Annotated in this window: 15 protein-coding genes; 10 read left to right on the forward strand and 5 right to left on the reverse strand. The window is 47.9% G+C overall.

Annotated features, from left to right (window positions below):
* Positions 1–11 precede the first annotated feature (11 nt).
* The 7 genes from B5G04_RS06480 to B5G04_RS06510 are packed head-to-tail and all read left to right on the forward strand — an operon-like array spanning position 12 to position 4475.
* Positions 12–770: a DUF3944 domain-containing protein gene (locus B5G04_RS06480; protein WP_087396688.1), complete on the forward strand. Its 759-nt coding sequence runs from the start codon at positions 12–14 to the stop codon at positions 768–770.
* Positions 771–807: 37 nt separating this feature from the next.
* Positions 808–1413 carry a hypothetical protein gene (locus tag B5G04_RS06485; RefSeq protein ID WP_143270437.1) on the forward strand — a complete coding sequence of 202 codons (606 nt, stop codon included), beginning with the start codon at positions 808–810 and terminating at the stop codon, positions 1411–1413.
* Positions 1414–1458: 45 nt separating this feature from the next.
* Positions 1459–2217: a DUF3944 domain-containing protein gene (locus B5G04_RS06490; RefSeq protein WP_087396690.1), complete on the forward strand. Its 759-nt coding sequence runs from the start codon at positions 1459–1461 to the stop codon at positions 2215–2217.
* Positions 2189–2971, forward strand: coding sequence for a M48 family metallopeptidase (locus B5G04_RS06495; protein WP_087396378.1), 783 nt, complete (start codon positions 2189–2191; stop codon positions 2969–2971). Before B5G04_RS06490 ends, B5G04_RS06495 begins: the two co-directional genes overlap by 29 nt.
* Positions 2972–2992: 21 nt before the next feature.
* Positions 2993–3535 carry a hypothetical protein gene (locus tag B5G04_RS06500; RefSeq protein ID WP_087396380.1) on the forward strand — a complete coding sequence of 181 codons (543 nt, stop codon included), beginning with the start codon at positions 2993–2995 and terminating at the stop codon, positions 3533–3535.
* A gap of 3 nt (positions 3536–3538) precedes the next feature.
* The gene (locus tag B5G04_RS06505) at positions 3539–3769 is read left to right on the forward strand and encodes a hypothetical protein (protein WP_087396383.1); all 231 of its coding nucleotides are present in this window, start codon (positions 3539–3541) and stop codon (positions 3767–3769) included.
* Positions 3756–4475: a hypothetical protein gene (locus B5G04_RS06510; RefSeq protein ID WP_087396385.1), complete on the forward strand. Its 720-nt coding sequence runs from the start codon at positions 3756–3758 to the stop codon at positions 4473–4475. Before B5G04_RS06505 ends, B5G04_RS06510 begins: the two co-directional genes overlap by 14 nt.
* 119 nt (positions 4476–4594) lie before the next feature.
* Here the strand turns inward: B5G04_RS06510 and B5G04_RS19720 are convergent, their stop codons facing one another.
* Positions 4595–4765 carry a hypothetical protein gene (locus B5G04_RS19720; protein WP_158098043.1) on the reverse strand — a complete coding sequence of 57 codons (171 nt, stop codon included), beginning with the start codon at positions 4763–4765 and terminating at the stop codon, positions 4595–4597.
* On the reverse strand, positions 4752–6491 hold the full coding sequence (locus B5G04_RS06520) for an ATP-binding protein (protein WP_087396388.1): 1740 nt from the start codon (positions 6489–6491) through the stop codon (positions 4752–4754). The genes B5G04_RS19720 and B5G04_RS06520 overlap by 14 nt, the downstream gene beginning before the upstream one ends.
* A 589-nt stretch (positions 6492–7080) precedes the next feature.
* Here B5G04_RS06520 and B5G04_RS06530 point away from each other — a divergent pair.
* From B5G04_RS06530 to folB, 3 genes are all read left to right on the forward strand, one after another.
* Positions 7081–9624, forward strand: a complete 2544-nt coding sequence (locus B5G04_RS06530) for an adenosylcobalamin-dependent ribonucleoside-diphosphate reductase (protein ID WP_087396390.1) — start codon at positions 7081–7083, stop codon at positions 9622–9624.
* Between the two features lie 326 nt (positions 9625–9950).
* Positions 9951–10364, forward strand: a complete 414-nt coding sequence (locus tag B5G04_RS06535; protein ID WP_013616180.1) for a PaaI family thioesterase — start codon at positions 9951–9953, stop codon at positions 10362–10364.
* A 4-nt stretch (positions 10365–10368) separates the two neighbouring features.
* The gene (gene folB / locus B5G04_RS06540; protein ID WP_087208410.1) at positions 10369–10740 is read left to right on the forward strand and encodes a dihydroneopterin aldolase; all 372 of its coding nucleotides are present in this window, start codon (positions 10369–10371) and stop codon (positions 10738–10740) included.
* Positions 10741–10810: 70 nt separating this feature from the next.
* Here the strand turns inward: folB and B5G04_RS06545 are convergent, their stop codons facing one another.
* The 3 genes from B5G04_RS06545 to B5G04_RS06555 all read right to left on the reverse strand — a co-directional run bounded on the left by B5G04_RS06545 (position 10811) and on the right by B5G04_RS06555 (position 16011).
* Positions 10811–12151 carry a citrate/2-methylcitrate synthase gene (locus tag B5G04_RS06545; RefSeq protein WP_013616182.1) on the reverse strand — a complete coding sequence of 447 codons (1341 nt, stop codon included), beginning with the start codon at positions 12149–12151 and terminating at the stop codon, positions 10811–10813.
* A gap of 102 nt (positions 12152–12253) precedes the next feature.
* On the reverse strand, positions 12254–13522 hold the full coding sequence (icd, locus tag B5G04_RS06550) for an NADP-dependent isocitrate dehydrogenase (protein ID WP_087396393.1): 1269 nt from the start codon (positions 13520–13522) through the stop codon (positions 12254–12256).
* A 242-nt stretch (positions 13523–13764) separates the two neighbouring features.
* Entirely contained in the window at positions 13765–16011 is a 2247-nt protein-coding gene (locus tag B5G04_RS06555) for an aconitate hydratase (protein WP_087208414.1), read from the reverse strand.
* Positions 16012–16182: the final 171 nt, after the last annotated feature.

Here is a 16182-nt window from a genome sequence, read left to right on the forward strand (position 1 = left end):
TACTTTTGATTATGAAAATATTAGATGAAGATTTGGAGTTTCTGGCTAAGTGTGGTAATGAAGACTTACGGGTTTTGGTAGACTATTTGACAAAGGATAAAGATGGTGATACCCGTTGGACTGAAGAATTGACAGGTTCGGAAACTTATCAATTGTATTATCCGAACCAATTGCAAACAATGTGGTTGGATATTGCGCATGAATTGCAAAAATTTGGTGGCAATTCAATAATGAATTTGTTTCGTGGGCATGGTGTTCCTTATCGGGAGATTTTGCTGGATGTGTGTAAGAAGATGAAAGTTAATTTCAACAAGAAAGCAAAGATAGAGTTCATTGAGGATTCTCTGCTGAGGAAGGTTGCCGAAGATGCCATTGAAAGAATGTCGCCTTCTGACTTGAAGAGTTTGATTGATTCTTCAAATCTCAAGGTTGCAAATTATAGTAAAGAGGCTATGGTGGCTGCGTTGCAGATGGCTATCCGTATGGGCGGCTTTATGCCTTATCAAATAGCTGTAATCGTTGCTAATGCCGTTTGTCGAGCCTTATTAGGCAGAGGTTTGTCGTTAGCTGTGAATGCAGGTTTAACCAGATGGTTGTCTGTTTTTGCCGGGCCTATTGGATGGCTATTGACAGTTATATGGACTGCAATAGATGTGGCTGGACCCGCTTATCGGATTACGATACCTTGTTGTATTCACATAGCTTACATGAGAAAGATGCTGTCTTTGTCTGACGAGCAAAAGAAAGAAATTCTTCTCTTGCAAGATTGAATTAAATCACTTATGTTAAATTTTAAACTTGATTATCATGGTTAAGATTTTAAGTATCTGGGTAAAGCCCGCAATCGGACGTTACGTGTTTGGAACAAACTTCCAAAAAGGTGATTACATTCCTACACCGGATGAGTACTATGCAAAGATCGAAGGTGGAAAAGTTATACAACTCGATCCAAAATTGATTCGTTCTTATTTTGGTTGGGATAGAATTAGTGCAAAACGTTTGAAAGAATGTGTAGTTGGTTCAAACGCTGAATTGTTTGTTTGTGCAGAGGATAAGGATGTACTTGCGTCAGTTATAAATGAAAATTTGAAGTTCGTAGTTTCGTCAGAAGAAATAAAAAAAGGACTTATGGCCTTTCAAGATAAAGTACAAGAAACTCAAACGTCAATTTCTTGTACTAATGGCACAAATTCATCCCGAACATTAGGTGAAGCATTGCCTAATGCGAAAGAGATGGCATGTGGTGCTGGAATTGGATTTGTTATTGGTACTGGATTGGGTTTGTTGTTCCATGGTAAAAAGGAAGGCAGAGTGAATAAGAAGGTAATGAAGAAATCTTGTATCTGGGGAGTGTTAGGTAGTGCTATCACTGTAACTGGACAAGTTATATTAAAAGCGAGTTCAGTCAAGTGAGTTTACGAATAGTTAAAATTGAGTTAATAATTAAAATCTGATATTATGAAAGAAGACAGGGACTTGCAGTTTTTAGCGTCTTGCAAAAGCGAGGACTTGAAGACGCTGGTGGATATGATGACATCCGATAAGGACGGGAATGTGCGTTTGTCGGAACAGTTGACAAATACGGACGCTTACTTGCGGTATTACCCCGACCGTCTGCCTTGTATGTGGCAGGAGATTGCCAACGAGTTGCAACGCTTTGGTGGCAATACGATAGTGAATGTGTTCCGCAAGGGAGGTGTGCGCTATCGGGAGATATTGCAGGATGTGTGCCGGAAGATGGAGGTTTGGTTTTCCGATTTGGAAGAGACCGCAGAGATAGAAAGACGTTTGTTGGAAAAGGTCTGTATGGAAACGGTAAGGCGTATGCCGGAAGAAGAGTTGCGGCAGATGGCGGAACAATTGGACATTGGTGAGAAGCATCCGCAGAAATTTATGTTAATGTTTGCCCTCCAGATGGCGATACGGAAAGGGGGCGTGCTGTTTACCTGCATTGCGCTTTATGTAGCGCAGATGATTTCGAAGATGCTGTTAGGCAGGGGTATATTGATGTTGGGTGGTAATTTGCTGAATAAGGCGTTCGGCATTTTAGGCGGTCCGATAGGATGGGCGGTCACTTTAGGTTGGGCGGCTTTCGATTTGGCTTCGCCGGCCTACCGGGTGACGATTCCCTGCGTGATACAAGTGTCGTGCATGCGTTTGCGGTTCATGGAAGAAAGGAGGATAGGCTATGAGGGCGCAAGACATTATGCATCCTGAAGATGCAAAAGCGATACAGTTGATAAAGAGTGTGCCAGGCTGTGAAAGATTGATCCGTAAGTTCATGAAGTGGGGTTACGAAGCCCAATACCGAGGAGAGAATCTGGCGAATATGATAAGAGTCACCTCAAGAAATTATCCGGATATCTATGCCGTTTTTAAAGAAGTGACGGGACAAGTCGGCATCACGGAACCGGAACTGTATGTCTATAATGACCCCATGATAAACGCTTATACTTACGGAGAGACCCGTACGTTCATCGCCTTATCCAGCAGTTTGGTGGAGCGGATGAGCAAGGAGGAATTGAAGGGGGTTATCGCTCACGAGTGCGGTCATATCTTGTGCCGGCATATGTTGTATCTCACGATGTATGAGACGCTGAAAGAGATGGGCATGTTTTTAGGCTTGATACCTTGGATGATGTTCTCACCAATTTATTTGGCTTTGCAATACTGGAACAGGAAGAGCGAATTGTCTGCCGACCGTTGTGGGGCAGCAGTCGTTGGCGAAGAAACCTATCAGTCGGTATTGATAAAGTTGGCATCGGGAATGAAAGAAGACTCCCGCCAGCCGGACTGTCTGGTGGAACAAGGAAAAGCGTATGAGGCACTGAAGCACTCTTCGCTTTGGAACCGGATACAACAAGAGTATCAGTGTATTTTTTATTCGCACCCTCAATTGTGTGTGCGGGCATTGGAACTGGACCGTTGGAAGGTTTCGTATGCTTACCGCAGCCAGCGGAACAGGTATTAATCAACTAAACTCAGCAGTGATATGAACAAGGCGATAACTTCTTTTTGGGAACGGCTGTTTTTCCGTTATGACGTTAGCCGGATGCGCAAGGCGGTGGTGGATTATCTGACCGCGGAAGGCATACAGGCGGAAGTGAAAGACGGCATGATACAGGTGCTGTTTGAAGACTATTATTATAATGTAGAGTTCGACTTGGACGGGGAATATCCTCGGTGTGACATTTCATTTCGGCTGAAGGATGAAATGTACGAAAAGCTGGATTTGCCGCGTAAGACTTTCATTGCGGATAAAGTCAATACAGACGAGGAGCGTTTGTCGACACTAAAGGCATTCGGTGACGTGTTAATTGTTGATGCGCATTTCTACTTTGCCAATCGCAAGATGCTGCTTTCGCTATTCTATGAATACTTTGCGGATGTAAAACATGCTGTAGACGATATGTGCGATTTGTTGCAAAACGAATTGAGTGAGAAGGAAGAAAAGCGTCCGATCGGATTCACGGCAAGTCCGGTTGTTTCTAAAGAGGAAGCTAAGGTAGCGGCTTGCAATAAAAAAACAGAATGAGTTATGATACGAGGAATAACATTATTCATCTGCACCGAGTGCAAGAAAATCTTTATGGCACCGGATGTGGAATACGGTGCAATGGTCTATTCCGTTCCGATGCCTTGCAAACGTTGTGGAAGCAGACGCACGTTGCCTGTATTCCAATTGTTGGCTTATCCGGTGTATAAAGGCATATGGGAAACGATAGAAAGGGAAAAGAATGATAAAAACGATAACAATGAAAATAGATAAAGATGATCTCCTTTTTGGGGCCATCATCGGCGGATTAGTGATTTGCAGTCCGTTCATTGCCATGTATCATATAGGTAAATGGATTTATAGCAAAACACCCCAAAAGATTAAAGAGCAAAAAGCAGAAGAGAAAAAACGGGAGGAGATGAACAGGGAGATACATGAGTTGGAAAAGCAACTGGGACTTGCGGAACGTGATGACAGCTATATGCACTATGATCCTCTGTATATGGGTAATGAGCAGAGGGGCAGAGAAGGTTATTGGGCAGATCTAAAGAAGAAAGTAGCTTCAGGGTATAAAAGTCCGGACTTGATATGGATGATTAAAGAAACGAAAGGTGGAATTTGTGCACCGAGGTTCGGTTATGGAGATTGTCAGGTCTTGTTGCTGCTGCAGAAAGACTGCTACGACATTCTTGGTTGCGTACCTATAGAAAGAGGGTCATTGGAACATATAGGGAATGGCAGTGAAGAGCCGGGAAAATTGCCAAGAGCTGACCGCTATGTGAAAGCAGCTTACGAAATGATGACTTTTTCAAACGACTATGCAGTACGGCTTCAGACGCTGTCGGAATGCGGTAATTATCGGGATTATTATGTTTATGCGGTTCCGGGAAACTTCCAATTCTCTGATGTGGAAACGGGGATGGATGAACGGTTAAAAAAGTTTATAGCAGATTTCCAACGTAAATATAAGAAGCAATGAAGAAAGACAAATATTATTATATGGTCCTGAAAGTTCAAGAGGAATATTTCCTGAATTTCGTATGACCATACTGCAGGCATCGCTCATATTTTATTCCCGTTCCACTTCTTCCAGTCCTATTAAGAAGCTGTTTTGAATTTCTCCAAAAAGTTTTTCTTGACTTGATGTATCCGTTTCCGTGTGTGCTTTGGGCGATTTTTTGGTCCTTTTCGCTCCTGTTCTTCGTCAGATAGCCCGCTATCTTCCTCATCACAGAAGCGAAAATGCCTCAAAAACTCATCCCAAATCATCGCACGATAAATTCAAAACAGCTTCTAAGTCGTATCCTTTGATTTGGGCAACGATAAGATGCAATGTGGTTCCTTGGATGAGCGTTTGCACTTTGGGACCGGAAGCGTAATCTTTTACTTGCTTTATGGCTTCCGTCCGCTGTGCTTCCGCTCTCTCATCGGTAGCTGTGGCAGGCAGGTATTTCAATTCTAAAATATAGCTGTGCTTTACCATGGGCCAACGTACCAGGTCGGGCATGAGGAAGAAATCGCAATAACCGTGATTCAATTCCACTTCGGGGGCGGTCAGGTAGTAAGGGTTCAAGCTGAGGTAAGCATTCATAAAACCTTGCAAGTTCCGTTCACCTTCTATCAGGCTGCGGATGGCGGTGGTGTCATGATATGCTTTGAAAATATGTTCCAGCATGGGATGCCAATTCCCTTTGAAAGCTGCGTCGGTATAGCTGCGAAGCAACGGAGAAAGGTTTATCGGGTGTACCTTTTTGTATTCGTTCAATAAGAAATCGTAATATTGCTTCCGTACGTTGTTGTTCGGGATGCCCAGTTCTTGCTCGATTCCGTAAGTTCCCGTGATGGTCAGCATGCCGTAATAGAATAACAGGCTCTTGAATATTTCCGGGTCGGTCAGTCGGGATGCCGGGAATGAATTGGCTACGATGCCGGTAGTTGTTCCCTTTTCTGCCACTTCCAATAATACGCCTTTGCGATCACCGTCTAACTGGTCTAACTTAATCAGCTTGTCCAATTTCGTGTAATCTGTACACGTGTTGCGGTCTACCATTTCTTTAGGGGCACATCCGTGTTGGATATAGTAATTCAAATAATAAGTAACCATATCGCAGTTAAACATCTTCGGGTCTGTATAGACTACCTCTTCTGAAAAGCAATATCCGTCGTACCAGGGTTTCATTTCTGCTATCAGATGTTCTTCATCGGCTTTTAATGTACCCGCAGACTGGTAGTAACGGATCATTTCGCGCACGTCTGTTTCGCTGAACCCTAACATCCGGTTGAAGCGGGCATCCATCGTGATGCTGGTGGCGATGTTGTAACCGCTGGTCACGTCATCTAAGGCCACGGGGCTGACTCCCAGCATCAGGATACGCTCGAAGTTGCCTTTAAATTTCTTGAATACATCACGGTAGAAGCCGCTGGCGTGGGTTATGGCATGATAAATGGCTTCACCTTCTTCGTTCAGTATGGTATTGGTGAAATTGTCGTATTCGTCTACTATCAGATACAGTTTATGGTTGCGTGCGCTGGCTGCTGCAATGATAAGGGCGAACTTGGTGTTTGCGTCTTGCGCTCCTCTTATTCTTTCTACAAAGTCGGCGGGATAATAGGCGGCATAACGTTCTGCAAAATCGTCTAACCGCACTTCGAAGTAGCGGTCGAAATTCAAAGGGAGTGCATCTGCATTTCCTCCGACTTGCGAGAAGTCTAAGTGCAGCACTTGAAATTTGCCTTGCCATTGGGTAGGATGGTCTGCTACCCAAAGCCCTTTAAACAGTTCTCTGAAATTTTCTTTTTCGTTGATGTCGTAATAATAGCGGAGCATGGACAGGAAAAGGCTTTTCCCGAAACGGCGCGGGCGGATAAGGAACAGGAAACTCGCCACATCTTCCATGCGTTGGATATAGGCACTTTTGTCTACATAATAATAATTTTCTTTTCGAATCCGCCGGAAGTCTGATATGCCGTAAGGGAGGAGCTTGTATGTATTCATATTATTGCCGCATTGATACCTTTTGTTTTAGTGATGTTGTAACTGAGCGCTATCGTTGCAAAGGTAGCATTTTCTTTTGAAACGTCCAATACCGGAAGAGCTTGTTCTTTATATGAAATGAGGTCATTCCGGAAAAAGTCATGAGTGGTTATGCTGTATGAATCTGCGAGATTACAAGGATGATTCATGCATATATGTGCATAAGCCATTTCAATTATATGCGGACATGAAGGAAGATAGTCGCGTTGTGCCGGTCACGTAGAAGCATCGGCGCGAGGGCGGGCTTCTTTGTCTATATTAATGGGAATGTTTTTGCAAAGTAATCGTGTGTGCGGACGAGCCGGACAAGGTGGTTTTCTTGCTTGTGTAGCTTGTCTTGATTTCTTTGTTAGATAAACTATGTTAAAACTATAGTTTTCCCAAAAAGAAAACTTACAAGATGCTTGTGTGTTAATAAAGTTGTGTGAATCAGCTTGTTAAGATTTTGTTTTGGAAAACTTTCTTTTTTGTTTTGCAGATTGGAAAAACATCTTTAGCTTTGTACCACCTTATGAAAGACGATAGATTTTAATCAAAATACTCATTAATCGTGGAAAATCAGACGTTCAGTTACGACGAAGCATATAATGCCTCGTTGGATTATTTCAAGGGAGACGAGCTTGCCGCCCGCGTGTGGGTGAACAAGTATGCCGTAAAGGATTCTTTCGGCAATATTTACGAGAAATCTCCCGAAGATATGCATTGGCGTATCGCGAATGAAGTGGCACGTATCGAAGCCAAGTATCCGAATGGGTTGAGCGCAGAAGAGCTGTTCCGCCTGTTTGATCATTTCAAGTACATCATTCCGCAGGGAAGCCCGATGACGGGCATCGGAAACAATTATCAGATTGCGTCCTTGTCGAACTGCTTCGTAATCGGGCTGGACGGAGCTGCCGATTCGTATGGGGCCATCATCCGCATCGACGAGGAGCAGGTGCAGCTGATGAAGCGCCGCGGAGGTGTAGGGCACGACCTGTCGCACATCCGCCCGAAAGGTTCGCCGGTAAAGAACTCGGCGTTGACTTCTACCGGGCTGGTGCCATTTATGGAGCGTTATTCCAACTCTACGCGCGAGGTGGCGCAAGACGGACGCCGAGGGGCGCTGATGATGACGGTATCTATCAAGCATCCCGACTCGGAAGCTTTCATCGATGCCAAGATGACCGAAGGAAAGGTTACGGGAGCCAATGTGTCGGTGAAGCTGGACGATGAGTTTATGGAAGCTGCCGTGGAAAACCGCCCGTATGTGCAGCAGTTCCCTATCAGTTCGCCTCATCCGATGGTGAAGAAAGAGATTGACGCTTCGGCTTTGTGGAAGAAAATCGTGCACAACGCGTGGAAGTCGGCAGAGCCGGGCGTGTTGTTCTGGGACACGATTCTCCGCGAGTCGGTGCCCGATTGTTATGCCGACTTGGGTTTCCGCACCGTGTCTACCAACCCGTGCGGCGAAATCCCTCTGTGCCCGTACGATTCTTGCCGTCTGCTTGCCATCAACCTGTATTCGTATGTGGTCAATCCGTTTACTCCGGAGGCTTATTTCGATTTCGATTTGTTCAAGAAGCACGTGGCTTTGGCACAGCGCATCATGGACGACATCATCGACCTGGAGCTGGAAAAGATAGAGAAAATCATGGAAAAGATAGATTCCGACCCCGAAAGCGAAGAAGTGAAAGGTACGGAGCGCCATTTGTGGGAAAAGATTTACCGCAAGTCGGGCATGGGACGCCGTACGGGCGTGGGCATCACTGCCGAAGGCGACATGCTGGCGGCTTTGGGATTGCGCTACGGGACGGAAGAGGCGACCGAGTTTGCCGAACGGGTGCAGAAAACCATTGCGCTGGAGGCATACCGTTCTTCGGTTGTTATGGCAAAGGAACGTGGCGCGTTCGAGATTTACGATACGGAACGCGAGAAGGACAATCCGTTCGTGAACCGCTTGCGTGAAGCCGACCCCGGGCTTTATGAGGAGATGAAGAAGTACGGCCGGCGTAACATCGCGTGTCTGACCATTGCCCCTACGGGGACCACCAGCCTGATGACGCAGACCACTTCGGGCATTGAGCCGGTGTTTATGCCGGTTTACAAGCGCCGGCGCAAGGTGAATCCGAATGACGAGAACGTGCGCATCGACTTTGTGGACGAAACGGGAGACGCTTTCGAGGAATACCTGGTGTTCCATCACAAGTTCCTGACGTGGATGAAGGTGAACGGTTATGACCCTGACAAGCATTATACGCAAGAGGAAATTGACGACCTGGTGGCGAAATCTCCTTATTATAAAGCGACTTCGAACGACGTGGACTGGCTGATGAAGGTCAAGATGCAGGGACGCATCCAGAAATGGGTGGACCATTCGATTAGCGTGACCATCAATTTGCCGAACAACGTAGACGAAGACTTGGTGAACCGCCTGTATGTAGAGGCATGGCGGTCGGGCTGCAAGGGATGTACGGTGTACCGCGACGGTTCGCGTGCAGGCGTGTTGCTTTCTGCCAAGAAGAAAGACGACAAGAAAGAGGAAGAATGCCATTGCAAGCCTCCTCAGGTAACGGAAGTCCGCCCGCGTGTGCTCGAAGCCGATGTGGTGCGTTTCCAGAACAACAAGGAGAAATGGGTGGCGTTCGTCGGTCTGCTCGACGGTTATCCTTACGAAATATTTACCGGTCTGCAAGATGATGACGAGGGAATTGTATTGCCGAAATCGGTAGTCCGCGGCCGCATCATCAAGAATTATGACGAGAACGGCGTGAAGCGTTATGATTTCCAGTTCGAGAACAAGCGTGGGTATAAGATGACGATTGAAGGATTGTCCGAGCGCTTCAACAAGGAGTATTGGAATTATGCGAAACTGATTTCAGGCGTGTTGCGCTACCGGATGCCTATCGAACAGGTTATCAAGTTGGTCAATTCGCTCCAGCTCGATAGTGAAAATATCAATACGTGGAAGAACGGTGTGTCGCGTGCATTAAAGAAATATGTGCTCGACGGCACGGAAGCCAAAGGCGTGAAATGCCCGAATTGCGGCAATGAGACTTTGGTTTATCAGGAAGGTTGCCTGATTTGCAAGACTTGTGGTTCTTCGCGTTGCGGATGACTTTGCTTTTCACCACAGATTACGCAGATTTATAAAAAATGCCAATCAGGAGTTAAAAGGGAGTTATAGGTAGTTATCGCCCGCCGGTGCGGGCTGGGAGTTAGATGCCAATACCTTTTTGCGCCGCTTCTGTAGAGACGATGTGCACATCGTCTCTACTACGTGGCATATACAAAATGCACAAAATAAATACCGCGTGAAGTATAACTCCTGAACGAAGTGATAACTCCCGTGAAACATAACTACGTTTAACTCCTGATTCGCATAAAAATTATATTCTTGATTTATTTTAATCTGTGTAATCTGTGGTGCTTTAAAAAAGAGGTATGGAAGAAACAGTAAAACATCATTTGTTGGACCGGGTGAAAAAGAACCCGTATGTCAATCATTTGGAGATTGATTTTCAAGAGATAGAAGAAGGCCGTGTGGTAGGGCGCATGCCGTTGAAGCCCGAACAGCGCCAGTATAGCGGAGTGGTGCACGGAGGGGTGTTGGCGGCATTTGCCGATACGGTAGCCGGATTTGCGGCTTATACGATGACGCCTACCGACCGGGATGTGCTGACGGCAGAGCTGAAGACTTCGTTCTTGCGTGCGGCATGGGGCGACGAGCTGGTAGGGATAGGCACCGTTGTGAAATCGGGGTTGAACTTGCAGTTTGCCGAGTGTGAAATCTATTGCGACGGCAAGCTGGTGAGCAAGGCTTCGGGGACATTTTGTGTGGTGCATTCTCTGATTTAGGCGTATGAAAGCGGAAGCGATGTATATCCGTCTGGACGGATTGAAATTTTATGCCCGTCATGGTGTGTTTCCTCAAGAAACGCGTGTAGGTGCGGAGTTTACCGTCGACCTGTGTTTGCGTACCGATTTCTCGCAAGCGGCGGAGGCCGATGCCTTGGAGGGAACCGTCAGTTATGCGGAGGTGTTCGAGCGGGTAAAGGCGGAAATGGAAATTCCTTCCCGTCTGCTGGAGCATGTCGTTTATCGGATAGCCCGCCGCCTGCTGGACGATTTCCCTAATGTCATGGAAGTCACTATCGGCCTGTATAAGCAGAACCCGCCCATGGGAGCCGATTGCCGCCGGGTGGGGGTAGAGGCGAGGTATGCACGGAATTAGTTGACAAGGAAACAAGTTGGCAAGGTTTACATATTACAAAGCCTTGCCAACTTGTCAACTGAATAGCGATTTACCTTTCTCCTATCGGCGTGTACGTTACTTCTTCCAATACGTTCTTGTATGCCGGCCGGATGATGCGTCTTCCTTCGAAGTTCAGTTCTTCGATACGGTGGGCGGTCCAGCCTACGATGCGCGCCATGGCAAAGAGCGGTGTGTAGATTTCTATCGGCAGCCCAATCATTTCGTAGATAAAGCCGGAATAGAAGTCCACGTTCGAGCATACTTGTTTCTTTGTGCCCTTTACTTTCTTGAAACATTCAATGGCGCGTTGTTCCAGCAATTCCAGGAAGGCAAATTCTTTTTCGCACCCTTTTTCGGCTACCAGTTCGCTGGCAAGTTCTTTCAGAAGCACGGCACGCGGGTCGGAAATGGTATATACGGCATGGCCGATTCCGTAAATCAGTCCGCTCCCGTCGTATGCCTCTTTGTGCAGCATCCGTATCAGGTAGGTGTCTATTTCGTCGATGTTGGTCCAGTCGGAGATGACCTCTTTCAGGTGGTGGAACATCTTTACCATCTGGATATTGGCTCCGCCGTGTAGCGGACCTTTCAGCGAGCCGATGCCGGCTGCAATGCTCGAATAGGTGTCGGTGCGGGTAGAGCTGGTGACACGTACGGTGAAGGTGGAGTTGTTTCCTCCTCCGTGTTCTGCCTGAAGCACCAGCAGCAGGTCGAGCATCCGTGCTTCCAATGGGGTATATTCCTTTTTCATCATGTAAAGGAAGTTTTCGGCTATCGACAGGTTTTCATGCGGGTGCCGGATGTGGAGCGAACGGCCGTGTATGCTGTGCCGGTAAATGTTGTAGGCGTATGCGATGATGGTAGGGAACTTCGAGATGAGTTCGATGGACTGGCGCATCAGGTTGTCGCGCGAGATGTCATCGGGGTTGGGGTCGAACGTGTACATTTCCAGCACGCTGCGCGCGAGGATGTTCATGATGTTCTGTCCTTCCAGGTCGATGATGTTCATGGTTGTCTTCTTGTCGAGCGGCATGTTGTCGTTTATCAGTTCCTTGAAGGCATCCAGCTGTTCGTTGTCGGGCAGTTCTCCCGAAAGGAGCAGGTATGCCACTTCTTCGAATCCGAAGCGTTTTTCCTTTAGCAGGGCATGTACGATGTCGGCAAGGTCGTATCCCCGGTAGAAGAGTTTTCCGGGAATCGGTTTCAGCCCTTCTTCCGTACGTTCATATCCCACTACGTTGCCTATCTTGGTCAGTCCTACCAGCACGCCGGTCCCGTCTTCGTTGCGCAGCCCGCGTTTCACGTTGTATTTCGTAAATAGTTCATTGTCGATGCGGCAAGCCTGCTTGGCGCATTCCGAAAGCTTGTATACGATGTATTCTTTTTTCATGAGTAGTACAAAATTTAAATGATGTTTATTAGAAACGCAGATTAAACCGATAGGTAAATAATCTGCGTTTCAGAACTGACAGGTTATTTAAACGAATCAGAGTCAGTTACTGCTTAGCGCATCAATCACCCGTTGTCCGAATTCCATAGTGCCCAAGGGTTTTCCGTTGGGCATGAAGCGGGCGAGGTCGTTGGTCGCTTCTCCCGCTTCGAATAGTTTCTCCAAGGCTTGTGTGACGAGGGTTGCGGCTTCTTCCCAGCCTAAATGTTCCAGCATCATGACCGAAGAGAGCAGCATCGAACAAGGGTTGACGATGTTTTTTCCGGCGATGTCGGGAGCCGTGCCGTGGGTGGCTTCGAAGATGGCATGCCCCGTTGCGTAGTTGATGTTGGCTCCGGGAGCGATTCCGATGCCTCCTACCATGGCGGCAAGCTGGTCGGATATATAGTCGCCGTTCAGGTTCAAGGTGGCTATTACCGCATATTCTTCAGGCTTCAGCAGGGTGTTTTGCAGGAACGCGTCGGCTATGCAGTCTTTGATGATGACCTTTCCGGTGTTGGCGGCATCGGCAAGGGCGGCATTTGCCGATTCTTCTCCCAGGTCTTTCTTTATCTGGTTGTATTGGTTCATGGAGAAGGTCTGGTCGGGAAACTCTTGCTCTGCCACTTCATATCCCCAGCGTTTGAACCCGCCTTCGGTAAATTTCATGATGTTGCCTTTATGCACCAGTGTGACGGAAGTCTGATGATGCTGCAAGGCATACCGGATGGCGGAACGTACCAGCCGTTTGCTCCCTTCGGCGGAGACCGGTTTTACGCCGAAGGACGAGGTCTCGGGGAAACGTACTTTGCTTACTCCCATCTCGTCGTGAAGGAAGGTGTAGAACTTCTGGGCTTCGGGAGTTCCCTGTTCCCATTCGATGCCTGCATAGATGTCTTCCGTGTTTTCGCGGAAGATGTGCATGTTTACTTTTTGCGGTTCTTTCAATGGGGAAACGACTCCCTTGAACCAGCGTACCGGGCGCAGGCATACATAAAGGTCGAGGGTCTGGCGCAGGGCTACGTTCAGCGAACGGATGCCTCCGCCTACGGGAGTGGTCAGCGGCCCTTTGATGCCTATCAGGTATTCGCGGAAAACATCAAGGGTGGCTTGAGGGAGCCATTCGCCTGTTTGGGCAAATGCTTTTCCTCCTGCAAGCACTTCCATCCATTCGATGGAACGTTTGCCTCCGTATGCGGCTCTGACCGCTTCGTTCACAATTTTCTGGCATACCGGAGTGATTTCGGCGCCTACTCCGTCACCTTCTATATAAGGTATGGTTACACAGTCGGGTACAATCAGCCGACCGTCTTTCATTTGTACTTTGCTCATAATGGATTATTGTTTTAAATTTTTTAATATCCGCATTCTACCCAATTGCCATGTAGGGGCGTATCGCATACGCCCTGAAGGCATCCGCATGGGTTAGTTGATGCATTCGGGCGTATGCGATACGCCCCTACATGGGATGTTTGCGGATATTCAAATTAAATTTAGGTACTGGTAGACCGGATTTTTAGAATGTATTTAAAAACCTAGTCAACTGGTATCTAGTCCCTGGTTCCTGATATTGTTTATAAATTCAATGCCGCTCCGGCTTTAAACCACTTTATCTGCATTTCATTATATGTATGTGCGGCTTCGAATGTATCTTCGCTTCCGTCGGCATGCCTTAACTTGATTTGCAGGGGTTTTCCGGGTGCGAACTCTCTTAATCCGAAGACAGAGATGCGGTCGTTTTCCTGCACTTTATCGTAATCGTCTTTATGGATGAATGTCAGTGCCAGCATGCCTTGCTTTTTCAGGTTCGTTTCATGGATGCGGGCGAAACTCTTGGCAAGAACGACTCTTACGTTGAGGAAACGCGGCTCCATGGCGGCATGTTCGCGGCTGGAGCCTTCTCCGTAGTTTTCTTCGGCTACTACGATGGAGGGAATCCCTTTTGCCTTATAGCTTTTGGCAACGGCGGATACGGCTTCGTATTCTCCGGTCAGGGTGTTCAATACCCAGTTCGTTTTCCCGTTGAAAGCGTTTACGGCTCCCATCAGCAGGTTGTTGGAGATATTTTCCAAATGTCCGCGGAACCGTAGCCACGGGCCCGCCATGGATATGTGGTCGGTGGTGCATTTCCCTTTTGTCTTGATCAAGAGCGGCATGTCGATGAGGTCATTTCCGTCCCACGGTGCGAATGGTTCCAGCTTTTGCAGGCGTTCCGAATCGGGATGTATGGAAACTTCGATGGATTTGCCGTCGGCAGGCGGGGCAATGTATCCGTTGTCGTCTACGGTGAATCCGTTTCGGGGCAGGGTTTCGCCGGCAGGTGCATCCAGTTTCACCTGTTCGCCCTTTTCATTGGTAAGGGTATCGGTCAGCGGGTTGAAGCACAAGTCTCCGGCGATGGTAAGTGCCATAGCCAGCTCCGGTGAAGCTACGAAGGCGTGCGTATTCGGGTTCCCGTCGGCACGTTTGGCAAAGTTCCGGTTGAACGATGTGACAATCGAGTTGGCTCTGTTCGGGTCATCGGTCACCCGTTTCCATTGTCCGATGCACGGGCCGCAGGCATTGGTCATAATGGTTCCGCCTACGGCTTCGAAGGCACTTATCATGCCGTCGCGCCGGGCGGTGCAATAGATTTGTTCCGATCCGGGATTGATTATCAGGGGAGAAGCCATCTTGAGGGCTTTCTCCTTTACCTGACGTGCCAGAGAGGCTGCCCGGCTCAGGTCTTGGTAAGACGAATTGGTGCACGAACCGATTAATCCTACTTCCATGCGGCGTGGGTAACCGTTTGCTTTTACTTTTTCTGCAAAATCCGAAATGGGGCAGGCGGCATCAGGTGTAAACGGCCCGTTGATATAAGGTTCCAATGCCGACAGGTCGATTTCGATGATGCGGTCGTAATACTTTTCCGGTTGTGCCAGCACTTCGGGGTCGGCTTGCAGGCAATCGGCGCATGCCGATGCCAGCCGGGCTATTTCTTCCCTTCCCGTAGCGCACAGGTAAGTTGCCATCTGTTCATCGTAAGGGAAGATGGATGTAGTGGCACCCACTTCGGCGCCCATGTTGCAGATAGTGGCTTTCCCCGTTGCCGAAATCGATGCGGTCCCTTCGCCGAAATATTCGATGATGGCATTGGTCGCTCCTTTTACGGTAAGGATGCCGGCAAGTTTCAGTATCACATCTTTAGGGGCAGCCCATCCGTTCAGGCTTCCTTTCAGGTGCACGCCGATGAGGCGGGGCATTTTCAGTTCCCATTCCATGCCGGTCATTACGTCTACGGCATCAGCTCCGCCTACTCCGATGGCTATCATGCCCAGTCCGCCTGCATTAGGCGTATGCGAATCGGTGCCTACCATCATGCCGCCGGGAAAAGCGTAGTTTTCCAATACGACCTGGTGGATGATGCCGGCACCCGGTTTCCAGAATCCGATGCCATATTTGGCAGACACGCTTTGCAGGAAGTCATACACTTCACGGTTTGTCTGGCAGGCGGCAGGAAGGTCGGTTTGTACGCCTTTGTAGGCTTGTATCAGGTGGTCGCAGTGTACCGTTGCAGGAACGGCTGTTGTTTCTTTGCCTGCATTCATGAATTGCAGCAGTGCCATTTGCGCCGTGGCGTCTTGCATGGCAACGCGGTCGGGGCGGAATGTCGCATAATCTTCGCCTCGCCGGAAGCGGGGTTGTATCTCCGGATGATACAAGTGGGTATATAAAATCTTTTCGGCAAGCGTGAGAGGCTTGCCGCTTGCCTGTTGAGCCGCTTTTACCCGTTTTGCATACGAGGCGTAAAACGTTCTTAGCATGTCGATGTCGTAAACCATAAGACTTTTTGTTTAATGAATTGTTTTTATTTGTCCGCAAATGTAAGAAGAATGTTTTGGAAAAGCAAGATTTTGCAGACAAAGCGTCTTGTTTGATGTGAATCATGCAGCGGTTTGCCAAATTTGCGGCTCGTATATCCGGTGAAACGTTTCTTTGATGCGCCGTATCCT

Source organism: Bacteroides sp. An51A, from assembly GCF_002161565.1.
Classification (GTDB): domain Bacteria; phylum Bacteroidota; class Bacteroidia; order Bacteroidales; family Bacteroidaceae; genus Phocaeicola; species Phocaeicola intestinalis.